The sequence below is a fragment of the Microvirga sp. HBU67558 genome (genome assembly GCF_018069605.1).
Taxonomy (GTDB): domain Bacteria; phylum Pseudomonadota; class Alphaproteobacteria; order Rhizobiales; family Beijerinckiaceae; genus Microvirga; species Microvirga terrae.
The window spans coordinates 60,230-84,384 of record NZ_JAGPUP010000549.1 but is presented as its reverse complement, the minus strand read 5'-3'; the positions used below and the strand labels follow the sequence as shown (position 1 = coordinate 84,384).

24 protein-coding genes and 2 tRNA genes are annotated in these 24,155 nt (G+C 65.4%); 11 read left to right on the top strand and 15 right to left on the bottom strand.

Annotation, left to right across the window (positions count from 1 at the left end; all coding sequences use genetic code 11):
* The first annotated feature begins 14 nt into the window (after positions 1-14).
* Positions 15-2,438, top strand: a complete 2,424-nt coding sequence (locus tag KBI52_RS23855; RefSeq protein ID WP_210811970.1) for an ATP-binding protein — start codon at positions 15-17, stop codon at positions 2,436-2,438.
* Between the two features lie 245 nt (positions 2,439-2,683).
* On the opposite strand, the gene KBI52_RS23850 is transcribed toward KBI52_RS23855, so the two are convergent.
* Positions 2,684-2,758, bottom strand: a tRNA-Gln gene (locus KBI52_RS23850).
* Between the two features lie 147 nt (positions 2,759-2,905).
* On the opposite strand from KBI52_RS23850, the gene KBI52_RS23845 reads away from it, so the two are divergent.
* A tRNA-Pro gene (locus KBI52_RS23845) sits at positions 2,906-2,982 on the top strand.
* 947 nt (positions 2,983-3,929) lie between these two features.
* Entirely contained in the window at positions 3,930-4,520 is a 591-nt protein-coding gene (locus tag KBI52_RS23840) for a hypothetical protein (RefSeq protein WP_210811969.1), read from the top strand.
* A gap of 46 nt (positions 4,521-4,566) precedes the next feature.
* Here the strand turns inward: KBI52_RS23840 and KBI52_RS23835 are convergent, their stop codons facing one another.
* Positions 4,567-4,890 carry a hypothetical protein gene (locus KBI52_RS23835; RefSeq protein WP_210811968.1) on the bottom strand — a complete coding sequence of 108 codons (324 nt, stop codon included), beginning with the start codon at positions 4,888-4,890 and terminating at the stop codon, positions 4,567-4,569.
* Positions 4,891-5,504: 614 nt separating this feature from the next.
* Between KBI52_RS23835 and KBI52_RS23830 the strand changes: the two genes are divergently transcribed.
* Positions 5,505-5,912, top strand: coding sequence for a DoxX family protein (locus KBI52_RS23830; RefSeq protein WP_210811967.1), 408 nt, complete (start codon positions 5,505-5,507; stop codon positions 5,910-5,912).
* Positions 5,913-5,967: 55 nt separating this feature from the next.
* Here KBI52_RS23830 and KBI52_RS23825 read toward each other — a convergent pair whose 3' ends face one another.
* Positions 5,968-6,654, bottom strand: coding sequence for a hypothetical protein (locus tag KBI52_RS23825; protein WP_210811966.1), 687 nt, complete (start codon positions 6,652-6,654; stop codon positions 5,968-5,970).
* Between the two features lie 202 nt (positions 6,655-6,856).
* On the opposite strand from KBI52_RS23825, the gene KBI52_RS23820 reads away from it, so the two are divergent.
* Entirely contained in the window at positions 6,857-7,120 is a 264-nt protein-coding gene (locus tag KBI52_RS23820) for a hypothetical protein (protein WP_247654600.1), read from the top strand.
* 93 nt (positions 7,121-7,213) lie between these two features.
* Here KBI52_RS23820 and KBI52_RS23815 read toward each other — a convergent pair whose 3' ends face one another.
* Positions 7,214-7,822, bottom strand: coding sequence for a biotin transporter BioY (locus KBI52_RS23815; protein ID WP_210811964.1), 609 nt, complete (start codon positions 7,820-7,822; stop codon positions 7,214-7,216).
* Between the two features lie 202 nt (positions 7,823-8,024).
* Between KBI52_RS23815 and KBI52_RS23810 the strand changes: the two genes are divergently transcribed.
* Positions 8,025-8,936 (top strand): MBL fold metallo-hydrolase, encoded by a 912-nt coding sequence (locus KBI52_RS23810; protein WP_210811963.1) that lies wholly within the window; start codon positions 8,025-8,027, stop codon positions 8,934-8,936.
* Between the two features lie 154 nt (positions 8,937-9,090).
* Here KBI52_RS23810 and KBI52_RS23805 read toward each other — a convergent pair whose 3' ends face one another.
* From KBI52_RS23805 to KBI52_RS23795, 3 genes are read right to left on the bottom strand one after another with little or no spacing between them, the layout of a single operon-like run.
* Positions 9,091-9,870 (bottom strand): DUF1499 domain-containing protein, encoded by a 780-nt coding sequence (locus KBI52_RS23805; RefSeq protein WP_173946119.1) that lies wholly within the window; start codon positions 9,868-9,870, stop codon positions 9,091-9,093.
* Entirely contained in the window at positions 9,870-10,952 is a 1,083-nt protein-coding gene (locus tag KBI52_RS23800) for a M48 family metallopeptidase (protein WP_173946120.1), read from the bottom strand. Before KBI52_RS23800 ends, KBI52_RS23805 begins: the two co-directional genes overlap by 1 nt.
* Before the next feature lie 8 nt (positions 10,953-10,960).
* Complete coding sequence (locus KBI52_RS23795) at positions 10,961-12,127, bottom strand: DUF898 family protein (protein WP_256439512.1); 1,167 nt, start codon at positions 12,125-12,127, stop codon at positions 10,961-10,963.
* A 251-nt stretch (positions 12,128-12,378) separates the two neighbouring features.
* Here KBI52_RS23795 and KBI52_RS23790 point away from each other — a divergent pair, with 251 nt between their 5' ends.
* The 4 genes from KBI52_RS23790 (at position 12,379) to KBI52_RS23775 (ending at position 14,575) form a co-directional block, all read left to right on the top strand.
* Positions 12,379-12,864 (top strand): MarR family winged helix-turn-helix transcriptional regulator, encoded by a 486-nt coding sequence (locus tag KBI52_RS23790; RefSeq protein ID WP_173946122.1) that lies wholly within the window; start codon positions 12,379-12,381, stop codon positions 12,862-12,864.
* 7 nt (positions 12,865-12,871) lie between these two features.
* Positions 12,872-13,717: a patatin-like phospholipase family protein gene (locus KBI52_RS23785; RefSeq protein WP_210811961.1), complete on the top strand. Its 846-nt coding sequence runs from the start codon at positions 12,872-12,874 to the stop codon at positions 13,715-13,717.
* Between the two features lie 58 nt (positions 13,718-13,775).
* A complete protein-coding gene (locus KBI52_RS23780; RefSeq protein WP_210811960.1) occupies positions 13,776-14,255 on the top strand; it encodes a DoxX family protein in 480 nt (159 codons plus the stop codon).
* A 131-nt stretch (positions 14,256-14,386) separates the two neighbouring features.
* Complete coding sequence (locus KBI52_RS23775) at positions 14,387-14,575, top strand: hypothetical protein (RefSeq protein ID WP_173946125.1); 189 nt, start codon at positions 14,387-14,389, stop codon at positions 14,573-14,575.
* A gap of 68 nt (positions 14,576-14,643) precedes the next feature.
* Here the strand turns inward: KBI52_RS23775 and KBI52_RS23770 are convergent, their stop codons facing one another.
* Positions 14,644-15,231 (bottom strand): L,D-transpeptidase, encoded by a 588-nt coding sequence (locus KBI52_RS23770; protein WP_210811959.1) that lies wholly within the window; start codon positions 15,229-15,231, stop codon positions 14,644-14,646.
* 197 nt (positions 15,232-15,428) lie between these two features.
* On the opposite strand from KBI52_RS23770, the gene KBI52_RS23765 reads away from it, so the two are divergent.
* Positions 15,429-16,370 (top strand): histone deacetylase family protein, encoded by a 942-nt coding sequence (locus tag KBI52_RS23765; RefSeq protein WP_173946127.1) that lies wholly within the window; start codon positions 15,429-15,431, stop codon positions 16,368-16,370.
* Between the two features lie 100 nt (positions 16,371-16,470).
* Here KBI52_RS23765 and ribB read toward each other — a convergent pair whose 3' ends face one another.
* The 7 genes from ribB to fabI form a co-directional block, all read right to left on the bottom strand.
* The gene (gene ribB / locus KBI52_RS23760) at positions 16,471-17,760 is read right to left on the bottom strand and encodes a 3,4-dihydroxy-2-butanone-4-phosphate synthase (protein WP_210811958.1); all 1,290 of its coding nucleotides are present in this window, start codon (positions 17,758-17,760) and stop codon (positions 16,471-16,473) included.
* A gap of 217 nt (positions 17,761-17,977) precedes the next feature.
* Entirely contained in the window at positions 17,978-19,093 is a 1,116-nt protein-coding gene (gene aroC / locus KBI52_RS23755) for a chorismate synthase (protein WP_210811957.1), read from the bottom strand.
* A 235-nt stretch (positions 19,094-19,328) separates the two neighbouring features.
* Positions 19,329-19,721: a hypothetical protein gene (locus tag KBI52_RS23750; RefSeq protein WP_173946130.1), complete on the bottom strand. Its 393-nt coding sequence runs from the start codon at positions 19,719-19,721 to the stop codon at positions 19,329-19,331.
* A 260-nt stretch (positions 19,722-19,981) separates the two neighbouring features.
* A complete protein-coding gene (locus tag KBI52_RS23745; RefSeq protein WP_210811956.1) occupies positions 19,982-21,892 on the bottom strand; it encodes a potassium transporter Kup in 1,911 nt (636 codons plus the stop codon).
* A gap of 308 nt (positions 21,893-22,200) precedes the next feature.
* On the bottom strand, positions 22,201-22,620 hold the full coding sequence (locus tag KBI52_RS23740) for a hypothetical protein (RefSeq protein WP_173946132.1): 420 nt from the start codon (positions 22,618-22,620) through the stop codon (positions 22,201-22,203).
* 45 nt (positions 22,621-22,665) lie between these two features.
* Positions 22,666-23,259, bottom strand: a complete 594-nt coding sequence (locus tag KBI52_RS23735; protein ID WP_173946133.1) for a histidine phosphatase family protein — start codon at positions 23,257-23,259, stop codon at positions 22,666-22,668.
* Positions 23,260-23,301: 42 nt separating this feature from the next.
* Positions 23,302-24,126, bottom strand: coding sequence for an enoyl-ACP reductase FabI (gene fabI / locus KBI52_RS23730; RefSeq protein WP_173946134.1), 825 nt, complete (start codon positions 24,124-24,126; stop codon positions 23,302-23,304).
* Between the last annotated feature and the right edge of the window lie 29 nt (positions 24,127-24,155).

Genomic DNA, 24,155 nt, shown 5'->3' with positions numbered 1-24,155 from the left:
ATCGCGAACATGAGATGAGCCTCAATCGGCTCATCTTCTTGAGCCTGATTGCCGCCTATACCTTCTGGATCAACCCTTCCGTGCCCCGGGAGGCGCTGATCGCCGCCACAGTGTTCGCGCTCGTCTCCGCCGGGATCGTCGTCCATATCCTGATCCGGCCGCTCCAATCGACCGTTCGGCGCATCGTGGCCATCGTCAGCGACCTCGCCACCCTGTCGTTCCAGCTGCGCTACGTCGGAGAGACGTCGTCGGTCCTGTTTCTGCTGTATCTTTGGATCACCTTCGGGAACGGTTTCCGCTTCGGGGTCCGTTTCCTGTATATCGCCATGGTGGTCTCGGCCATTTGCTTCACGGCCGTCATCTACACCACGCCGCGGTGGCACGACGACATGTACCTGTCGGCGACCCTGCTGCTCAGCCTCATCGTGCTTCCGCTCTATGCGAGCACGCTGATCCGCAAGCTCTCCAACGCGAAGGCCCAAGCGGAGGCTGCCTATCGGGCCAAAACGCTCTTCCTGGCGAGCGTCAGCCATGAGCTGCGAACACCCCTCAATGCGATCATCGGCCTTTCGAGCTTGATGGCCGGGACGAACCTCGATTCCGAGCAGCGGGGGATCATCCGCACGATCGGCTCGGCCGGAGATACCCTGCTCCGGCAGATCAACAGTATCCTGAGCCTGTCCCGGATCGAGGCGGGCCAGATGCCCATGGAGAAAGTCGACTTCGAGCTCCTGGAGGTCCTCTCGACCGCCCGCGCCATGATGCTCGCGCAGGCGCAGCAGAAGGGTCTTCGCCTGACGATCCATGTGGCGCCGGAAACGCCTTCCTTTGTTCATGGCTCACGGCACCACCTCGAGGAGATCCTCCTCAATCTTCTCGGCAATGCGGTCAAATTCACAGACAGCGGGTCCGTCACGCTCGACGCGCGGCCGTTCGATACGCACGAGGGGACTTTCATTCGCTTCGCCGTGTCCGACACCGGCATCGGCATTGCTCCGCACGCCCTCGGCAGGATCTTCGAGAGCTTCACCCAGGCGGACGAGACCATCATCAACCGTTATGGCGGAACCGGCCTGGGCCTCTCCATCTGCAGGCAGCTGATCACCGCCATGGGAGGCACGATCGGCGTCGACAGCCAGGAGGGCCATGGCAGCTCCTTCTGGTTCACCCTTCCGGTCGGCCTCCCGGAGCAAAGGAACCCAGCCGACCAACCGCTAGATGGGTTCCGGCGCCTGCTGGTCTGCACGGATGCAGATCTGGCTCGCAGCATCGCGCCGCGCCTCGGCAAACCCAATGAGATCCCTATCGTTCGAACGCTGGCGGATGCAAGGGAGTACGCAAAGAGGCATAGTGGCGGAGAATGGCTGGTCTTCTACTACAGCGACCTGCCCGACGATCTCCTCGCCGATGATATCGAGCGGGCGAACCTGGCGGCTCATCCGGTGCTGATACGCCCCGGTCCATCGGAGACCGTCTCGAACACGAGACTGATCCGGGTATCCAGCAGCCTGCTTCCACTCGACTTCACGTCCGATGAAGCTCGGGTGGCTTCCCTCGCCGCGGCGGCGCAGACGTCGATGGCTCAGTCGATCTGGCGTGGTTCCAGCGACATCGATCTTCCAATGGCCTCCAAGCGCCTCTCGATTCTCGTCGCGGACGACAACTCTACGAACCGCATGGTGATCACGAAGATCCTGGAGCGCGGCGGGCATTCCACGCGCTGCGTCACGAACGGAGAGGATGCGCTCGACCTGCTCGCGACGGAGAGTTTCGACTTCGTCATCATGGACATCAACATGCCCATCATGACCGGCTTGGAGGCAACGAAGATCTTCCGGTTCACGGAGCCGTCGGGCATCCGCATGCCCATCATCGCCCTGACGGCGGACGCGACACCGGAGATTGTCGCCCGAACCCTCGAGGCGGGCATGGATGAGTGCCTGACGAAGCCCGTGCAGCCTGCTGCCCTTCTCAGGATGATCGAAGAGAAGGCCGGATCCCAGACGGGTGGCGGACCTTCGGCGATCGAGGAAATCCCCGTCCTGTCGCCGATGGGCCAGAACCCCATGGTCGACGAACCTGTTCTTGCAGAACTGGAACAGCTCGGCGGGCGGGATTTCGTCCTCAGCCTCGTGGAGGAATTCTTCCTGGACGCCCATCATCTCGTTGCCGAACTGCGCTCTGCCGCAGCCGCAGGGGACTCGCACCGGTTTCGTCTCGAGGCTCATGGATTGCAGAGCGCCTCGGCGAATGTTGGGGCAAAAACAGTGCATGAGATCTGTGTCGGCTGGCGAAAGATCACGAGCGCCGACCTCCTGCGCGACGGGCCGGAACAGGTCGAGCACCTGGCCCAGGAGCTCGAGCGCACCCATGCCATGCTGAAGCATTATCTGAGTGCTGGCCATGTTTCGACGAAGGCGGCAGGTCTCGTTCACTAGAGCTCCGGCCGCTTCTCTCGGCCGACACGGCGGCAACCCGTCACCGGGGATCCGATCGGCCTGCGGCGCTCTGCTCGAATCGATAATCCGCCTTCCGAGCCTGCGCCTCGGAGAGATTTGTCAGGTTGCCGCTGATCTGCCGTGCTTCGCTTGCGGCGCTCATGGAACGAATCCCGGTGCAGCCGTGCGAAGCGCTTCGCCTAGAACGGGAGAGAAGTTCGTGATTTCAGAAACTTAGCATGGGATGGCTGGGGCGCCAGGATTCGAACCTGGGAATGGCGGTACCAAAAACCGCTGCCTTACCACTTGGCGACGCCCCAATCGGTGTGGCGTGTACATAATCGGCCCGGTGGCGGCTGGCAACACCGTTTTGCGGGGCTCAGATATTGTCAAGAAAGGCGCAATTCTCCCCTTGCGGTGCTCCCCCCTCGCCGCTATAAGACCGGCCTCCCGAGAATTTTCGGTGTCGGAGTGTAGCGCAGTCTGGTAGCGCACCACGTTCGGGACGTGGGGGTCGCAGGTTCAAATCCTGCCACTCCGACCATTCTTCTCCCTGAAAGATCAACGATCTAGGAATGAGAGCCTCTTGAGGGCTCGAACTCCGTGGTCCGTTTCCTGGACCGGTTGAGCGATTGAACAGTCTCTTCAACCCTCCTGGTCATACCGTCCCCGCGACCTCCCGCGACGCCACCGCAATCTCCGCTCTCACTGGAGTCCTTGGACCATCGGCTCGTCGCTTACTTGACGAAGGAGCGTCGCAATATGAGAACCGCGACGCTCCGAACCGGGCTACCAGCAGTCGAGAGGATCGTTGGGGCCAGGAGGGACTTCGCCATAACCGGGGATGATGACAGGGCCATCCCACGAACCGGGAGGTGTCCCGCAGAACGGAGGATCGCCGCCGCCATGGTCGTTCCCAGACGGGAACCAGGATGAAAGATCGTCCAACAGTTGAGACAACGGAGGCCCACCGTAGAACGGACCCGCGTCACCGCCGGGTCCGCCGTTCGGTTCCACCGGTATGGGGGCTCCCGGATTTGGTTCTCCCACAGCAATTGCAGGAGCTCCACCGCCGGAAGGCATTTCGTTGCTGCCGGAGCCAAGTAGATTGTAGCCGCTCATGAGATGTCCTTTACAGTAGGTCTGCTCGCTTCCGCCGAGGATGTTCTCCGACGGCGAGCAGTCACTTTGGCTCACTTCGCAAGACCTGATCTGTGAAGTGCACCACAGGCGGCGCATCGGCGACCCTTCAGAGCCTGCCATTCGCCGTATCGTCGGCGATGAAACTCTGACAGAATAGGCGCACGGCCTCAGGAGGCGCGCTCCCGATGAACATGATGATTCCGGGCTTTTGGACCTACGTCGTTCTGATGCTCTGCATGATCGCGCTTGTCGCCGCCCCGTGGATCGTCGAACACATCGAGGCGACACTTCGCTAACCCTTTGCCCCCTCGCCGCCGTGTCGGGCGTGTCATGCATGGAGGTGCGCCCATGGCAATCCACGCAGGGGGAGCCGAGGGACGACGTGGGAACCGCTGGCGTCCGGCCCTCTGGAGCGTGGCGGGGCTCATGCTCCTGGCGCCGCTTTTCGCGGCGCAATTCACCGATGGAGTCGACTGGGATCTACACGATTACGCGATCTTCGGCGCCATGCTGCTCGGGGCCGGCTTCACCTGTGAGATGGCCGTGCGGTCGACGGGCAGCACGGCCTACCGCGCCGCGACGGTCCTTGCGGTGGCGGGGGCCTTTCTTCTGGTCTGGATGAACCTTGCCGTGGGCATCATCGGGTCCGAAGATCATCCCGCTAATCTCGTGTTCGACGGCGTGCTCGCCGTCGGGATCACGAGCGCCGCCCTCGCGCGTTTCCAGCCCTACGGCATGGCCCGCGCATTGACGGCGACCGCCCTCGCCCAAGCGCTGGCCGCCGCCGTGGCTCTCATCGCCGGATGGGGTTCTGCCGGGGCAAAGGACACCGGCGAGATCCTGTTTCTGAACGGGTTCTACGTGATGCTCTGGCTCACGTCGGCGTGGCTGTTTCGGAGAGCGGCGCGTCAGCAGATTGGCGCCGGTTCAGCGCCTTAAAACGATAGATCGGAGGCCACGAAGCGGCCTCCGACATGCACCCGCCTCAATGGGTCGAGAAGCGGCCGTCTTCCTGATAGGTCTCATAATGGAGGGTCTGAGCCGGGATCGCCTCGAGCTGGCGCGGAGCCTTGGGCCAATCCTGCGGCGTCTCGTTGGTCTGAGGCATGTACCGCGGGCGGAAGCGCAGATCGACGAGGCTTCGCAGCTCGGGGGCTGCCAGGTCGAGCACGTTGGCATCGCGCCAGCGGCGGTGCAGCTTGGTCTTGCCGAACATCCGGCTCCAGAAGCCCGTGACCTCCTCCTCGACCTGCAGAACGATACGGCCGGTAAAGGTCTTGCGAAGATTAAAGCGTCCCGTCAGAGCCATTCGACTCTCCTTGATTGTCGATCTCTTCAAAATGACAGAGCGCCAACGGTCCGGTTGCTGATCAAGAAGCCAACAAACCTTGGCCTTGGCGCTCGCATAGAATCCATTCCTGCTAGCCAATGCCTTTGCGGAGCAAGGGTTCCGGCCCCTCCACTATCGACAAGTTGTCACATTCGTGATGTGCGATGGGTCACAAGCTCGCGCCGCTCAAAGTAAAATAAGGCGCTTTGCGCAATCGGTCAGTGGAGAGAACGGTCAAATAAGGGGGAGGAGGAGAATGATCGCGGTGATTTGAAAACGAGATCTGACGGCGTACCGGGACGGCGTTCACGCGTGCCGGGCACGGCGCGGCTTGGAGGTGAGATCGATCGTGACGAGCTGCCCGGTCTTGGGATCGAGGATGGTCATGAAGGCCTCCTGTTCTGTTGGCGTAGGAGAAACTCCCAGGGATCGCCAAGGATCAAACCGTGTTGAGAACGTGGTAAGCAATTCGTTACCGGAAGCTGCACCTTAAGGGGTGGGAAGATCGACGCTGAGCGGGTATCGGATCGGCGCACGTGGACGGTTCGGCCCGACCGTCCGCCGAGATTCCTTCAAAGCTGGAGACTCCCCTGATGAACACCACGCAGCTCGAGACCGTTTGGGCGCCGCGCCTCCTCAGCATCCTGCGCATCGTCGCGGCCCTCATCTTCATGGCCCATGGCACGCAGAAGCTTCTGGGCTTCCCGGTCTCGCCCAATCCCGGCCCGGCGGCCTTCAGCCTTCCGTGGATTGCGGGTGTTCTGGAGATCGTCGGCGGCGCCCTGCTGATCCCCGGGTTGTTCGTCCGGCCGGTCGCCTTCGTCCTCTCGGGTCTGATGGCCTTCGCGTACTGGATCGCCCATGCGCCGCGCAGCCCCTTCCCCGTTCTGAACGGCGGCGATGCGGCCATTCTCTACTGCTTCGTGTTTCTCTTCATCGCGGCCGCCGGCGGCGGTGCCTGGAGCCTGGATCGCCTGCTGCGCAACGGCCGCACAGCCTGATCGGGCCACGAATGGAAGGGAAGACGGGAGATCGCCGCGATCTCCCGCCTTGCTTCTACTTGGATCGCGTCCCCGCAGGCGGGCGAAGGCGCTCGTCCTCCAGCTCCACATGGAGCGTATGATCGCCCTCCTCCTCGTCATCGACGGGGATCGGCATGAGATCGGTCATCAGCCCGGTCGTGGTGGACGCGGCAGCCCCGATGGGCGGCGCCGGCGCCTCATCCGACGCCCGGTCCGATCCACCCGGCTCGACCTCGCCTTCGTCGTCGAGGATCTTCACCACCCGGTCCATCTGGGCCTCATCGACCTTCACGGTCACGAGCGCTCCCCCACGACGGACGCCTTCGGCGTAGGTCTGCGCATCCTCGTCGCTGAGACCGGCATCGGCCAGGGCTCCCGCAAGGCCGCCCACGGCCGCCCCGGCGCCGGCCCCCACGAGGGTCGAGACGAGCCATCCCGCGGCGATCACCGGCCCGAACCCGGGAACCGCCACCGTGCCGAGCCCGGCCAGAAGACCGGCTCCCGCACCCGCGACGGTGCCGGCTGCCGCAGTGGCGCCGGCGAAATCGTGAGACGTCCCCACATCGAAGGAACGCGTCGCGTGATGCGTATGGGCATCGTCGAAGTTGTTCGACACGAGACTGATCCCGAAGCTCGGAAGATGGGCCGCCTCCAGCCGTTTCACCGCCCGGGCGGCTTCGTCATAGGTTTCGAAGAAGGCGGAGATCCTGCGTTCGGCCATGGGAGCCCTCCCGTTCGATTGGATTCGCAGGGCTAATGAGCGGCTTGCCGGGCCGGTTCCCCCTCCCGTCCGGCGGCGGTCGAGATGCGCGTCCATGCCGCCTTCCGGCCGGGAAGTTTTCTTGATACATTCAAACAAAAGGTGCCCAGAAAGGGCGATATGGGGGCTTCCCGTTATGCGACATATCCACTTGGATGACGGTTTGCGGCTGCGTTTTCCCGGCCGCAGCGAAGATTTCGATCAGGGCGTCGAGATCGGCATGATTGCCGTTCTGATGGACCAGGAGTTGGGCGAGTTCTCGCGCTGGATCGCGCGATCGAATCTCAGCCAGGTCGAGGCGATCGCCCGACAGATGGGCTACCGCATCGAGGAAAACGGCGGCGACGAGGAATGGGCGGACGTCACCTTCCTCTATGGCACCGCCAAAGCCAAACCGAAACTCCGTCTGGTGCATTCGGCCGGCTGATCGACACCGCCGCTACCGTCTGCCGGTCAGGTCTCGAAAACGAAGAAGCCGCCCGAGGGCGGCTTCCAGAAGCATCGGGTTCGAAGCCCCGGATCAGGCCTTGCCACCGCGACGGGTGACCGACCAGGCCGCCTGCATGAGGGCTACGGCCAGTGCGGTCTTCACGAGGGTCGCAGCCACGAACGGAGCGGCGCCCACGGTCCAGGCCTTCGCGAACGGCATCACCAGGGAGAGCTGCGCCAGGCCGAAGGCGAAGATCACCGCATGGCCGATGGCCATCATCGCGATCACCCGCGGGAGCGAGCGATCCCAACCGCGCTCGGCCATGAAGCCCATCACGACGGCGGCGGCCAGGAAGCCGAAGAGGAAGCCGCCCGTCGGGCCCATCAGGTAGCCGATGCCGGCGGTCGGGCCGGCGAAGACCGGCATGCCCATGGCGCCTTCGGCGAGATAGAGGGCGACGGTCGCGCCGCCGAGGCGCCAGCCGAAGGACGCGCCGATGAGCAGCACCACCAGGGTCTGCAGAGTCATCGGGACGAAGGGAAGCGGCACCTGAACCTTGGCGGAAATGGTCAGAAGCGCCGTGCCGGCGACCATCAGCACGATGGCGCGAAGGGCAGCGAAGCGGACGTCGTCCCGCGACGGCCAGAGGAGGCCGACCAGGGTCGACGGAGAAGACAGCGAAGAGACGCCGGTCGTCATGAATTGAATCTCCAGATCGTTCCGCCATTCGCGCGGCGGCTCATCAAGCCTTATAGGGAGGTCCGGCCTGTGCCTCAAGCCGCAGACTTGAGCATTTCCCGCCATTGTGGACACCCTTTGGTCCAATCCCCGGGCAGGAGAAAACCCTTGCGGACGGGCCGGGGTTGGTTAGGTAGCGACAGACATTCCCCGAGGTTTCCCCATGGCCGACGATCTCACCTTCGACACCCGCCCGCCGGCAAGGTCCGGGGAATGCATGCGGGTGAGCCCCCTCGTCCGCCGGATCGTCGCCGACAACCCCGGCCCGATCACCTTCACCGGAACCTGCAGCTACATCGTCGGTTCGGGACAGGTCGCCATCATCGATCCTGGCCCCGATGGGAAAGGGCATATCGAGACGCTTCTCGATGCGGTGCGTGGCGAGACGGTGACCCATATCCTCGTCACCCACACCCACAAGGACCACTCGCCTGCCGCCCGAGCCATCAAGGACGCCACGGGCGCGGAGATCGTCGGCTGCGCGCCGCACCACAGCGCCAGGCCCCTGTTCTCCGGAGAGGTCAATACCCTTGAGGCGAGTTCCGACAGGGACTATGCGCCCGACCGCGAACTGCGCCAGGGCGATGCCATTGCGGGTCGCGGCTGGACCCTCGAGGCGCTCGCCACGCCGGGCCACATGGCCAACCACCTCGCCTTCGTGCTGCCGGAGGAAAAGGCACTGTTCTCCGGCGATCACGTGATGGCGTGGTCCACCACCGTGGTGGCGCCGCCGGACGGGTCGATGAGCGCGTTCATGGAGTCTCTCGACAAGCTGAAGGGCCGGGAGGAAACCCTTTACTGGCCGGGCCACGGCGGTCCGGTGCAGGAACCCCAGCGCTTCGTGCGCGCCCTCATCCATCACCGGCGCCAGCGCGAGGCCTCGATCCTCAACCGGCTGAGGGCGGGAGACCGGACGATCCCGGCGATCGTGGCGGCGATCTATCAGGGCTTGAATCCCGCCCTGGTCGGAGCCGCGGGTCTGTCGGTCTTCGCGCATCTGGAAGACCTCGTGACGAAGGGACAAGCGGTCGTGGACGGCATTCCCGCTCTCGACAGCGAGTACCGGATCGCGTGACCGGCATACACGCCCGGACATCCAAGCCGTCCTTGACTCCCACTACGTCATCATCGGGCTCGTCCCGGTGATCCCGATTGTCTGAAACGCCGCGTTTTTCCGTATCGGGATGGCCGGCACAGGGCCGGCCATGACGTGGGAGCACTATGATCTCTTACCGTACCGCGATCGCCAGGTTCGACGCTTCTTCGAGGAAGTCGCGGATATGCCCGGCATTGGCGCCGAGGTCGTGGCTGCCGAAGCGGGAGGCCGAGCGGATGTCGATGCGCGTGCCGTCGACGCGCGGGCGGACCCGGACGGTGATGTCGCTCGGCATCTTGAGCAGGCGCGTCCGGTCGACCGCCTCCAGTCGTCCCAGGCCGATGCGCCCGCCGGGCGGCACGGCCTCGATCACCTGCCAGCCGAGATTGTGGGCGGCCTTCTGCACGATCGCGAAGGCTTCGTCCGGACCGATATCGAGCGTGAGCGGGGCGATCTGCACGTAGGACGCTCGCTGCATCTCCCGCGTCTCCGGGGCCACATCGGGAGGGATGCGGCCGTCACGGGCCTGAAGGGCGGCGCGGGAGCGGGAAAAGGACGGTGGATCGTCGGTGTCGGTGCTGACATCGGTGATCGGCGGCAGGGTCGCGGCCTTGAGCGCCATGAAGCCCGGATAGGCGAGAACAAGGGCCGCGATAAGAACACCCCTGATGCCGCTACCCAATCCCTGGCGCCCCTCCTGCCAGATGCGGACGAAGCCCATGAAGGCCATGACCACGGCCAGGAGCGCGATGGCGATGCCGGCGCCGAGGGCGATGAAGCCGGATTGATAGTCGATCTTGTTGAAGCGGATCATGAACACCGCCAGCACGGTGACGACGAGCGCGAACCATGCCAGCGCGGGAGACCACTTCGCCGGACGGGAGACCGGTTCTTCGATGATGAGACGGCGCATCAGGTCGTCTTACAAATCTCTTTGAGCGCGCGCCACTCCTGTTGATCGAGAAGAGGCTCGCCGGATTGGGGTGGCACCTGTTTTTCCAAAGCTTTCAGCCGTTGGTCGGTGACGGGGTGGGTGGAGAGAAAAGCCGGGATCCCGGAATCGTTCCCGCCCTCCTCATCATCCTTGCCTTCGATGCGTTTGAGCAACAGGGCCATGGGATGGGCCGGCCGTCCCAGAGACACCATGGTCCTGCCGGCGAAACCGTCCGCCGCCGCTTCCGCGTCGCGGGAATAGGCGCTGTCGACGAGATAGCGGCTGACGAACACGATGGCGCCCCCGCCCGTCACGTCGCCGAACAGCAGGCCGAGCAGATACGACGTGCCGCCCGCCTGGATCATCTTGCGCAGGCCGTCGCGATGCGCCGCATGGCCCATCTCATGGGCCAGCACCCCGGCGAGCTCATCGGGGGATTCGGCTTTGTCCAGGAGACCCTCGAACAGATAGATCCGCCCGCCCGGCAGTGCGATGGCGTTCGGCACCCTCGTGCTCACTACGGCGACCTCCACGTCCAGCGGCGGAACGTGTGCCTTCTCCAGGCGTTCGGTGAGCCGGTTCAAGGCCGCAAGACCGCGGGGCTCCTCGCAGGTCCTGCCCTTGAAGATCGTTCTCACCTGATTATCGACGGCCGTGCCGAGCCGGCGTTCGAAGGAGACGGGAATGAGCGGGGTCAGCCTCTCGGCCAGGATCGGAAGCAGCAGGAAGACGCAGAGAAGAATCGATGCCGTCGCCGCAAAGGACCAGAGCAGGATCCGCTCCGCCCGCTCCCGCCGTTCGGAACCGTCGAGCTGTGTGCAGGACACGCGGATGGCTGCCTGAAGGTCTGCATCGGCCACATCGAGCCGTGCCAGGGAGGACGCACCTCGACGCGTGAGCCGCAGGACGCCGTCGGGCGCGTCCCGCCGTCTCACCTGCGCAGAGGGCCAAGAGGCGATCCATTCGGTGCCCTCGTGAATGTCGATGGCGGACGGGGTTACGTTCAGGGAAACCATTCTTCGACGGGCGCTTTCGCCGTCGTAGAACACTGCACCTGCCATGGCCGACCTCACAGGCCGACGTTGAAATCGAGGGCGTCGGCCAGTCCTTCTCCCAGAACGCCGGCCGGTTGGCCAGCCGCCACGGCCGCATCGATCGATGGCAGATTGGCGATCGTCGTCGACCCCACGATGGCGGCCCACAGGCCGCGTCCGAGGAAATAGCGCTGAAGGACGCCGAGACCCAGCAGGGCGACGAGATAGCCGATCGCTACAAGAAGGCCTGCCCCTATCGAAAGCCAGGAGAGCCCGCCGGCTGCCGTCATGGCCTCCTTGAAGACCCCGGCGGACAGGATTCCCAGCAATCCGGCCACGATGCCGAAGGTCAGGAGGAAGCCGAGAGACGAGAAAACGAGCTTGAAGAAGAGCCCGTAATAGGTGCGGGCCCGGAAGCGGCTTGCCGCGGTGACGTCGCCGAAACGCAAGCCGTCGATGCGCCAGCGCGTCAGGATCGCCAGGGCCAGCGGCAAGAGCACCATGCCGGCCAGGATCAGCAGGACGACGATCGCCTGCAGGACCGTTCGGTCACGTCCGGGAGACAGCTTGGTCAGGACGACGATCAGCGCTGCGAGGCTGACGAGACCCGCAAGCCCCAGCACCCAGATCCACCATCCCCGCTTGAAAAGCGACCAGCCCGTCCCGGCGAAATCGCCCTGGATGCTGCCGAAATAGGTGTTGCGCATCCTGTAGCGTTCGAGGGACGCCATGGCCCAAGGCAAGGCGAGACCGAGAGTGAGAACCGCGGCGACATCCCACAGGATGGCCCGGACGGCATAGGGCCATCCGGATCCCGTCATCCAGAACCGGATGCCTCGAAACACCGTCCGGCTCGCGCGATACCGGCGGGCGCGATAGCTGCCGAAATGTGCCAGCACATACATGACGATCACGAGCGGAACGCTGGCAAACGCATATTTCTCCTCAAGGACGATGCCGAGAATCGCATAGGCGATATAGATCGGCCCGAGGATCGCCAGGGCGATCAGGAAGCCGATGAGCAGTTCCTTGGCGGTGCCGGTATACTCGAATGCCTCGCCGTCGATCTGGGTATTGGACCACAGGTGGCGGCGCAGTTTCGTGATCAGCCAGAACCGGTAGAAGCCGAAGGTCGTGATCTGAAAGAGACCTCCCGCGATCAGCAGCCTCATGAATTCACGGCCTCGTCCTGAGAAGGCCATGGGCGAACTCGACGGCGCAGGAGGCGGCCCGTCAGCCAGAAAAGGGGTGGTCATGATCAAGCCTTCGGAACACCGGCGTCTCGATGCCGGTCGTCAAGGTTCAACACTAGAACATATCATGCCGCAAGCAGCCGCAACGTCAGCCACGGAGGCATTTTCCGGGTAAAGATCCTCGTCCCCTCTTCGCGAGGGGTGACGGGCGAAATGGTTTCAATATAAACTATTGCCCTCTCAGGAGCCCGAAGCCTTTGATGTCGTCCGCACCCGTTCCCGCCCCCGTCGAAGCCGCCGACCCCCTGCGGATCTGGTTTCGCTTCATCCGCCTGAACCGCCGGGCCACCAATGCGGTCGCGGCGGAGCTGAAGGAGCTGGGCCTGTCGATCCCTCAGTTCGACCTGCTCTCCACGCTCACCGAGCGCGAGGGCATGAGCCAGCAGGAACTGGCCGAGCGCCTCTACGTCACGAAAGGCAACGTGTCGGGACTTCTGGACCGCATGGTCGAGGCCGGTCTCGTCGAGCGCCGTTCGATCCCCGGCGACCGACGCTCCAACGCCCTGTACCTGACCTCGAAGGGCCGCGATCTCGCGAACCGCGGGATCGCCGCGCAGCGCTCCTATGTCATGCGCACGCTCGGAACGCTCCCTGCCCAGGATCTCGCCGAGCTGGAGCGCATCGTCCTGGCCTGGCGCGACCGGGCGCGGACCGAGGAGGAGGATGCCTCGGGGAAATCCCGATAGGCTTTCGATGTTCGACGCGGTGGCATTCGCAGGCGGGGGCAACCGCTGCTACTGGCAGGGCGGCTTCTGGGAAGCCGCCGCTCCCCTCCTCGGCCTGAAGCCCGCGATGGTCGTCGGCGTGAGCGCGGGCGCCTGGTCGGCCTGCTACAGCCTTCTCGGGCTCGGACGGCGCGTCAACGACATGGTGGCGGAGGGCTGCAGCCTGGGGCGGCGCAACTTCGAGTGGCGCGCCTGGCGCAGCGAAGGGTCGCCCTGGCCGGTCTCGCTCATGTACCGCAGCCTGATCGAGGCCATCATCGACGAAAACGCCCTGGAGCACCTGAAGCAGGGTCCGAGCGTGCTGATCGGGCTCGCCCGCAAGCCGCACCGCCTGCCTCTCTCGCTCGCCGTCCCCCTGGGGATCGCCACCTATCAGATCGAGAAGAAGTGGCGTTCGCCCGTTCATCCGCGCGGCGGCCGCGCCCTCGGTTTCCGGCCCGAATTCATTCGGGTGCAGGATCTGGCCACGCCGGCGGAGCTCTCGGCTGCCCTGATGGCGAGCGCCAGCGTGCCGCCCTTCATGCCGGTGGGCCTCGTCGGCGGCATGGCGGCGCTCGACGGCGGGCTTGTGGACAATGTGCCGACCGAGCCCCTGCTGCCGGTCGAGGAGCAGGGAGGCAGGACCCTCGTCGTTCTCTCGCGGCTCTACCGGGCATTCCCCAATGTGAAGGGCCGCACCTACATCCAGCCCTCGAAACCGGTCCCCGTCGGCCAGTTCGACATCACCAATCCGGCGGGCATCCGCCGGGCCTACGAGATGGGGTTGAGGGACGGCGAGGCCTTTGCCAGAGGTGCGGGCGCGCACAGCTTCTAGCGAAGCTTGGCCCTAGAAGGCTCCCCGCCTGACTTAACGTCAACAAGGGGAAGCCGCCATGGCGTCAACTACACCACCACGCTGGATCGATGCGCTGCTCTCGAGCCGGGGAGCGGAAATTGCCGCCCGGATCCTGCTCACCTTTCCGTTCTGGGCCAGCGGACTGATCAAGCTCCTGGACTTTTCCGGCGGGGTGGCGGAGATGCGCCAGTTCGGCCTGGAGCCGGCGGGGCTCTACAACAGCCTCACGATCGTCGTTCAGCTGACCGGATCGGCCCTCATCATCGCGAACCGATGGACATGGCTCGGCGCCGGGGCGCTGGGCGTCTTCACCTTCCTGACCATCCTGATCGTCCACGCCTTCTGGCGCCTGGACGGCGAGCGGGCCGTCACGGCGCTCCACACGGCCGGCGAGCATGTGGGCATGATCGGCGCACTCATCCTGGTCTCGATCCTGGCGCTGCGGCCGCGAGCCGCGTCGGAATTCCGGGAGCCACGGGAGTTCGCTGCGTCCGGTGAAGGAATGTTGCAGCGTTAAGGCTTCGTTCACCTTGGACCAGTCATCTGCAGCCAAGCCAGCACATGATCACAGGTCTGCCCCAAAGCAGTCACAGGCAGCCGGAACATAAGGGCAGGTTGCGAAGACAGCCTGTTTTCGAGAGAGGATTCATGACTCAGCACGCCCAAGACCGCCAGATCCGCCCCGGCGAACAGAATGCCGCCCATTCCATCCCGGCCTTCAAGGCCGTCGCCCTGCCGGCCCTCGCGGCCGCCGTCCAGGCCGCCAAGCGGCAGCAGGACCGTCCGAAAACCTCCGAGCTTCCCGCGATCCTTCGCAAGGAAGCGATGCTGGGCTGAGATCCCTATCAGAAACAAAAAGAGCGCCTCCCGGGCGCTCTTTTCATTATCAGCCATGACGGGTTCCGTCAGCGGACGATGACCTTCGAGTTCAGCGCGACCCGGTTGTAGAGATCGATCACGTCGATATTGCGCATCCGGATGCAGCCCGACGACACCGCATGGCCGATCTTCTCAGGCTCGTTGGTGCCGTGGATGCGGTAGAGGGTGTCCTTGTTGCCCTCGTAGAGATAGAGCGCCCGCGCGCCGAGCGGGTTCTCCGGGCCGCCCTTCGTGTATTGGACGTGGGGCCAGCGGGCCTTCATCTCGGCCGGCGGATTCCAGTCCGGCCATTCCGCCTTGCGGGCGATGGAGGCCGTGCCGGTCCAGCCATAGGCCTCATCGCCGACGGCGACGCCGTAGCGGATCGCCTTCCGGTTCGGCTGGACGAGATAGAGCTGGCGCTCCTTGGTATCGACCACGATCGTGCCAGGCGCCTCGCCGGTCGGATCGTCGATCATGTAGCGCCCGAAGCGCGGATCGTCGTCGGCCTTCGGGACCTGCGCCATCCACTCGGTATCGCGGGCCGAGACCTGGGGATCCGGGACACCCTTGAAGTTGCATCCGGCCAGAGCCGCGATCATTGCCAAAAGAAGGGGCAGACGGAAAAGGCGCATCGTGTAAAGCTCTGCAGAGTCAACGCTTGGGGCGAGACATGATTTCGTTTCCGGCCGGTTTATAGGCCGTGACGTCGTCAAGTCGAATCGAAACACACCATGGCACGGCTCCGCATCCGAAAGTGTTGCATCGCAACAACATAGACAGCCGCTCGTGACGCTGCGACACTCGCGGTGGTCCCACCACAAGAAGACCCATGTCCACGCTCTACATCGCCCATCCGGCCAGCCTCGATCACCAGACACCGCTTGGCCATCCCGAACGCCCGGACCGCATCCGCGCCATCGAGCGCGCCCTCGAGAAGGAGCGGTTCACCTCGCTCGTCCGCGAGCAGGCGCCCATGGCCGAGATGGAGAGCCTCGCCCTCGCGCATCCGGAAGAGTACATCGTCCGGCTCCGCAACATCAGTCCCCGAGAAGGGTTAGTCCGGATCGACGAGGACACGGTCATGTCGCCGGGCACCTACGAGGCAGCTCTCAGGGGCGCCGGCGGCGCCGTGATGGCCGTGGACGAGGTCATGACGGGCCGGGCCACCAACGCCTTCGTGGCGATGCGCCCGCCCGGACACCATGCCGAGCGCGTCCGGACGATGGGCTTCTGCTTCTTCAACAACGCAGCCATCGCGGCGCGCCATGCGCAGTCGCGCCACGGCGCCGAGCGGGTGGCGATCTTCGACTGGGACGTCCACCACGGGAACGGCACGCAGGACATCTTCTGGTCGGATCAGAGCGTGCTCTATTGCTCGACCCACGAGGCTCCCCTGTATCCCGGAACAGGCGCCCTGTCCGAGACGGGCGAGCACGGCACCATCGTCAACGCGCCCTTGAACGCGGGCGACGGCAGCGAGGCGTTCCGGGAGGCGGTCGAAGCCGCAATCCTGCCCCGGATCCACGATTTCGGCCCGGACCTGATCATCATCTCGGCGGGTTTCGACGCCCATTGGCGCGATCCGCTCGCCAGCCTGAACCTGATGGAATCGGATTTCGCCTGGGCGACGCAGAAGCTGATGGACCTCGCCAGTCGCCATTGTGGGCAGCGGATCGTGTCCGTGCTCGAAGGCGGCTACGACCTCGAAGGCTTGGCGAAATCGACCGCCTTCCATCTCGACGCCCTCATGGGGCGTGAGACCGGGACTTGAGCGAAGTCCCACACGGCACGCTCAGCGCTTCACAGATCGAGATCACCGGCACAGGGCCGGTGATGACGTGGCAGGTTTCACGAAGCCAGTGAGGCTCCCATCAACACTCGATCGGCTCTTCGCTCAGCAGTTCGATCCCGAAGCCCGAGAGGCCCACATAGGAGCGGCTCGACGTCGCGAAGTTGCGGATCGACGCGACCCCGAGATCCCGCAGGATCTGCGCTCCGAGGCCGATCTCGCGCCACTGGCTGGAGCGCATCGCCTCCGAGCCCGTCTCGTCATTGTCCGAGAAGGACGTGGTCGGCACGCCGGCGGTGCCGTCGCGCAGATAGACCAGGACGCCCCTGCCCTCCTTCACGAAACGCTGCAGGGCGGTGTTCACCGTCTTGCCGCCCTCAAACACATCGGTGAGCGCATTGGCGCGGTGCAGGCGCACAGGGAGGTTCGTGCCGTCGCCGATGCGGCCATGGACGAGGGCGATGTGCTGCACGCTGTCGAAGGGCGTCGAATAGGCATAGCCGGTGAACGAGCCCCATTGCGTCTCGACCGGGAAACTGGCGATCCGCTCCACGAGCTTCTCCCGCGCCTGACGATAGGCGATGAGGTCGGCGACCGAGATCCGCTTGAGATTGTGCGTCTCGGCGAAGGCGTCGATCTGCGGACCCTTCATCACGGTGCCGTCGTCGTTGGCGAGTTCGCAGATCACGCCGACCGGGGGCAGGTTCGCGAGTTTGCACAGGTCGACCGCCGCCTCCGTATGGCCGGAGCGCATGAGGACGCCGCCGTCCTTGGCGATGAGCGGAAAGACATGGCCCGGGCGGACGAAATCGGCCGCCCCCATGTTGTTGTTGGCGAGCGCCCGCACGGTGTTCGAGCGCTGCTCGGCCGAGATGCCGGTGGTCAGCCCGTGCTTGACGTCCACGGTCACCGTGAACGCAGTGCCGAGCGGCGCGTCGTTGGCCTGCACCATCGGATCGAGCCGCAGGCGGCGGGCTTCCGCGACCGTCAGCGGCGCGCAGACGATCCCGCAGGTGTTGCGGATGATGAAGGCCATCTTCTCCGGCGTGCACAGGGAGGCGGCGACGATGAGATCGCCCTCGTTCTCGCGGTCGTCGTCGTCGGTCACGATGACGATTTCACCACGGGCGAAAGCCTCGATGGCTTCGGTGACGGAATGGGGCATCCAGGCCTCCTTGGCGGATTCGGGCAGAAAATCATTGGGCGTCACCGCCCCGCGGGTCTCGCGGGCAATCAGTTCGGCGGTATCGCGGGAGAGCCAGGCCTGTTCGGAGTTGCACAGCTGGGTGACGGCGCCAGGGGTGACGCCGATCCGCCGCGCGAAGGCCACGCGCGACACGCCGTTGCGGGACAACCAGTCAGCCAGTCTCATGCCGGAGGCTTAGCCGATGGAAGGATTTTAGTAAAACTAAAATCTGCAAGGCGGCCCTTGCAGAAGTGCTTGGCGCCGTCTCGTCGGAACCACCCACGTCATCACGGGCCTCGTGCAGGCGATCCCGATTGCCTGAAGGCGCCGCCCCCACTGGACCGGGATGGCCGGAGACGGGCCCAGCCCTGACCTCCCGATGACACGCTTCGACGTTCTAGCCTCAGGCCTGGAACGGCCAGGAGGGACCCTGCCCGACTTGGCCGCGGTGGCGCAGGAGGTGGTCGGCCAGCACGCACGCGACCATGGCCTCGCCCACCGGCACGGCCCGGATGCCCACGCAGGGATCGTGCCGTCCCTTGGTCCGCACCTCCGCCTCGGCGCCGCTGCGGGTGACGCTGGCGCGCGGGGTGAGGATCGACGAGGTCGGCTTCACGGCGAAGCGGCATACCACGGGCTGGCCGGTGGAAATGCCGCCCAGCACGCCGCCGGCATGGTTCGACAGGAAGGTGGGCGCGCTCTGGTTGCCGGGGCGCATCTCGTCGGCGTTCTCCTCGCCGCGCAGGCTTGCGGCCGCGAAGCCGTCGCCGATCTCCACGCCCTTGACGGCGTTGATCGACATCAAGGCGGCGGCGAGATCGGAATCGAGCTTGCCGTAGATCGGCGCGCCGAGGCCCGCAGGCACCCCCTCGGCGACGATCTCAAGGACCGCCCCGATGGAGGAGCCGTCCTTGCGCAGGCCATCGAGATACTCTTCGTAGAACCGGGCCGCCTTGGGGTCCGGGCAGAAGAACGGGTTGCGCGCCACCTCGTCCCAGTCCCAGCTGCCGCGGTCGATGGCATGCGGGCCCATCTGGACGAGGGCGCCGCGAATGGTGATGCCGGGAAGCACCTTGCGGGCGATGGCGCCGGCCGCCACGCGGGCCGCCGTCTCGCGGGCCGAGGAGCGCCCGCCGCCGCGATAGTCGCGGATGCCGTACTTCACGTCGTAGGTGAAATCCGCGTGCCCGGGGCGGTAGGATTCCTTGATCTCGGAATAATCCTTGGAGCGCTGGTCCACGTTCTCGATCAGGAGAGCGATCGGCGTTCCGGTCGTCACCTGCCGGCCCGTGCGCTCGTCGGTGAACACCCCGGACAGGATCTTCACCTGATCCGGCTCCTGGCGCTGGGTGGTGAAGCGCGACTGGCCCGGGCGCCGGCGGTCGAGCTCCGCCTGGATCTCGGCGGCCTCGAGCGGGATCATGGGCGGGCAACCGTCCACCACGCAGCCGAGGGCGGGTCCGTGGCTTTCGCCGAAGGTGGTGACGCGGAACAGGTGGCCGAAGGTATTGTGGGACATGGCGCTTCTTCGAGGTTCTAACGCACCGTGCGAAAAAGCGGACCCGGTTTTTCGCGTCGAACGGTGCGCCACTCAAGGGGTTGAGCATCGGACGTGATAAGTGGGTCCACTTTTCACGTCCGATGCTCTAGGCCTCTTAGAACCAAAGCGGCCGGGTGTCACGCCCGATGCGCCGCCCCCTCGGCGCGTCGATCACAGGCCGGATGGCGGCCCTTCCGCGACGCTCGGCCCGGCGCTACTCCACGCGGATCCTGTACGTTCTCGTCAGGAGCGTCTGCGTCGCCAGGTCGTTCCAGCTCCAGGGAATGTCGAGCACGACCTCGTCCATCCCCTTAAAGCCCTTCTTCGGCGTGTACACGTAGGCGAGACCGCGGACCTTCGTGCCGGGGCAGCGCGTGTCCTTGCCCAGCGCCTGTTCGTGCGGTCGGATCTGGAGGGTGCCGTTGGCCGGCGCCTGGCGCACCTTCACGTCGGGGATCACCGACGGGTAGCAGGTATTGACCTCGTACCCCAGAAATCCGTCGATGGCCGAGACGGTATTGGCCTTGACGGTCCGCTCGATGGTCTCGGCGGAGCCGGGAGAAGTCAGCAGAGCCAGCCCTGCGGCGGCAACTATGAACCGGCACATGATCGATCGCCTTCACTGTAACGATGTTTCATGAGATGAGCATATTCCTCGGGCGGGCTCAAGCGGCCACCCCGGGGCGTCGCACGGGGACCAGGGTTCGCATGCTCCTGCCGGTCGCGCCTGACGAGGCACGCCCCACGACCCGGCCCGGGCGGCGCGCGACCGGAACGGGGGCATGGACCGGGAGCCGCCGCGGACGGCCGGCTCCGCCCATGACCGGTGAGGAGCGCCCTCCGGGCGCGGGAGTCTGACCCGCGTCGTCAGATCTCGATGGAGCTGCCGATCTCGACCACCTGGGCGGCCGGGATGCAGAAGTAATCCGCCGTCAGCTCCGCATTGCGGTTCAGCATGGCGAAGATCACCTCGCGCCAGAACGCCATGCCGGGAAGCTTCCTGGAGGCCACGATCGTCTGACGGCCGACGTAATAGGTCACGGTATCCGGATCCAGACCCGGCAGGTCGAGACGGGCCGCCGCGTCGCGCAGCGCCTTGGGCACGTCGGGCTTCTCCGTGAAACCGAGGCGCAGGACGAGGCGCTGAACCCCCTCGCAGATCGGCACCAGGTGGGCACGCGCCTCCTCGCCGACCGTCGGCTCGTCGGTGACCACGACCGAGACGAGGAACACGGTCTCGTGCAGCACCCGGTTGTGCTTCAGGTGATGCAGGAGGGTCCCGGGGATTCCGGTCGGCGACGCCGACATGACCACGGCGGTTCCCGGGATGCGGATCGGCGGCTGCTGCTCCAGGAGATGCTGAAAGTCCTTCGTGGACATGCGCAGATGCGTGCGGGCGCGCTGGACGAGCTGCTGGCCCTTGCGCCAGGTCAGCATCATGAAGGCGGCGCTGAGCGCGATGAGGAGCGGGAACCAGCCACCCTCCAGCAGCTTCGTGGTGTTGGCGGCGAAGAACACCAGATCGACCAGCAGCAGGGTCCCGTTGAGCAGGTAGACGAGGATCGGCCGATGGCCCCAATGGATGGCCACGAAGGTCGCCAGGATCGTCGTGATCACCATGTCGAGCGACACGGCCAGCCCGTAGGCGCCCGCCAGGCGGCTCGACGATCCGAAGCCCAGGACGGCCGTGAAAGTCAGCAGGGCGAGCGCCCAGTTCACGAATGGCACATAGACATGGCCCCGTTCATGGGTCGAGGTGTGAATCACCCGCATCCTGGGCAGGAAGCCGAGCTGGATCGCCTGTTGCGTCAGCGAGAAGGCTCCCGTGATGACGGCCTGCGAGGCGATGACCGTCGCGAAGGTGGCGAGAACGACGAGCGGATAATGCGCCCAGTCGGGCGCGAGGTGATAGAACGGGCTTTCGACCGTGCCCGGATTCGTCAGGAGCAGGGCTCCCTGGCCGAAATAGTTGAGCATGAGAGCCGGCAGGACGACGAAGAACCACGCGTTGCGGATGGGGGCCGGGCCGAAATGGCCGAGATCCGCATAGAGCGCCTCCCCGCCCGTGACGGTGAGGAACACCGCGGCAAGGACCGCGAGCGTGACCGACAGATCCGTGTTGAGCAGGAAGGCCAGCGCGTGAATCGGGTTGATGGCGGCGACCACCCCGGGCGCGGCCACGATCCCGCCTAGGCCGAGCAGGCCCAGGATCGAAAACCAGATCAGCATGAACGGGCCGAAGACCCGGCCGATCCGGCCCGTGCCCATGCGCTGGAGCGAGAACAGCGTCACCAGGATGACCATCGTGATCGGGATCACGTAGGGCTTGAACTGGTCGGAATCGACCGCGAGGCCCTCGATGGCGCTCAGGACGGAGATGGCCGGCGTGATCGTCCCGTCCGCATAGAGCAGAGCTGTGCCGACAAGGCCGAGAACCGCGAGATACATGCGCCAGGAGCCCGGCTGGATGCGCCGGACTCCAAGGAGCGCCAGCAGCGCGATGATCCCGCCCTCCCCGCGGTTGTCGGCGCGCAGAATGAACAGGCAGTACTTGATCGAGATGACCACGATGAGCGACCACAGGATCAGCGAGAGCACCCCCAGCACCGTGGCCGCCGAGAGGACGCCATGGTCGGCCGCGACCGCCGCCTCGCGGAGCGCATAGAGCGGGCTGGTGCCGATGTCGCCGAACACAACGCCGAGAGCGCCGAGAACCGCCGCCCGGGAGGCAGTGCCGGTTCTCGCATCATCGGCATGGGCGTCGGCGAATGTGGCCATGACGATCCGGGTGTGCGGCACGCCCGCGGGGCCTGCGCTTAAGGATAACCGGCAGGGTACTGCTCAGTTCCTGGATCGGGCAAGCCTCTCGCCGTCATGGTCGGCCTTGTGCCGGCCATCCAGCATCCTCGGAGCCGACGCCCACCGACGTCATGGCCGGGCTTGTCCCGGCCATCCCGATCGTTTGAAGCGTGGCGCTCTTCATCATCGGGATCGCCGGCACAAGGCCGGTGATGACGTGTGAGGTGAATGGCCGACCAAACCGTCGCGCGCTCAGCAATCCGCATCGCCATCCAGTGTCCGGAAACTCACCGATACGGGTAGCAGCGGTCGCGGTCGAGGGTCAGGCCGAGATGCACGCCCAATGCGTGGATCGCCTCCCCGTGCTCCGGATAAGGATCGCGGTTCTCCGGCCCGACGACGATGATCCTGAAATGCCGGTTCCCCTCGCCGTCGGGCGGCAGCATCGCGGTCGCCAGAGCCGTCCCCTCGGCGTCGCGGAGGGTCAGGAACAGCGGCATGACTCGCCGGACATGGGCTTTGAGCCCGATATTCTGCTCGACGAAGGGTGACGAGGTTGCCCGATAGCTGTCGGTGGCCGCCTCCCAGGCATGGCGGAAATGCTTCTCGACCGCATGGCCCATGGCGTCGGATTCGAGCGCGGCCTCGCCCTCGGTCTCGATCCGGAACCAGGTCTTCGCTCCAGGAGCATCGCAGATGTATTGCATATCCTGACAACGCAGGAGCGCCGCGAAGGTTGTCGCGCCTGCCCGTCACACCCAGCGGTGATGGCGGCCTTCGATGACGAGCACCCGGCCCTGCCAGATGTCCATGCTGGCGGCCTGGCGGGAGGAGACGCCGCAGCAGATCGACAGGAAGGCGCGGGCGACGCCGCCATGGGCGACGATCACGGTGTCGCGGGTGAGGTCGTCCAGGATCGGGCGGATGCGCTCGACCAGCATGGCGTAGCTCTCGCCGCCGCCGGGCGGCGCGTAATGCCACTTGTCCTGCTCGCGCAGGGCCGCGAGCTGCGGCTCGGCCTTGCGGACCTCCTTCCAGGTCATGCCCTCCCAGGTGCCGAAGGTCAGCTCGACCAGGCGCTCGTCGAGCCGGTAGCTCTCGGGATGCAGGCCCAGCGTCTCGCGCAGGATCTCCATGGTCTCGCGGGTGCGGGTCATGGGGCTCGCCACGTAGGCGAGGTCCTCGACATGCGGCACGAGCGCCTTCAGCTTGCGGCCCGCCTCCTCGGCCTGGACGCGGCCGACGTCGTTGAGCGGAATGTCCTTCTGACCCTGGAGCCTGCCCTCCAGATTCCAGTCCGTCTCGCCATGGCGAATGAAGTAGATCGTGGGGCGGGACGGGGTCACTGGTCTTGGTCCGATACGCTGGGGTGACGCGGCAGGCCGAGGTTAGTCCTTGTCGAGGGACAAGTCCGGCGCTTCAGGATTCTTCATGCCGACCACGTGGTAGCCGGCGTCGACATGGAGGATCTCGCCGGTCATGCCGCGCGACATGTCGGATACGAGATAGGCGGCGGTCTCGCCGACCTCCTCGATGGTGACCGTGCGGCGCAGCGGCGAGTTGTACTCGTTCCACTTGAGAATGTAGCGGAAGTCGCCGATGCCGGAGGCCGCGAGGGTCTTGATCGGACCGGCCGAGATGGCGTTGACGCGGATGTTCTTCGGACCGAGATCGGCCGCCAGATAGCGCACCGACGCCTCGAGAGCGGCCTTCGCCACGCCCATGACGTTGTAGTGCGGCATCCACTTCTCGGCGCCGTAATAGGTGAGCGTCAGGAGCGAGCCGCCGTCGTTCATCAGCTTCTCGGCCCGCTGGGCGATGGCCGTGAAGGAATAGCAGGAGATCAGGAGCGACTTGGTGAAATTGCCCTCGGACGTCTCCACGTAGCGGCCGGTGAGCTCGTCCTTGTCCGAGAAGGCGATGCAGTGGATGACGAAGTCGATGGAGCCCCAGAGGCGCTTCACCTCCTCGAACACCGCGTCGATCGTGGCGCCGTCCGTCACGTCGCAATGGCCGACCACATGGGCGTCGAGCTCCCGCGCCAGAGGCTCGACACGCTTCTTCAGGGCATCGCCCTGATAGGTGAAGGCGAGTTCCGCTCCGTGCTGGTGGGCAGCCTGGGCAATGCCCCACGCGATCGAACGGTTGTTCGCCACGCCCATCACCAAGCCACGCTTACCGGCCAGGATGCCGGTGGCCTTTGTCTCCGCCATGATTCACCTAGATCGTCGCTGGACAGGTC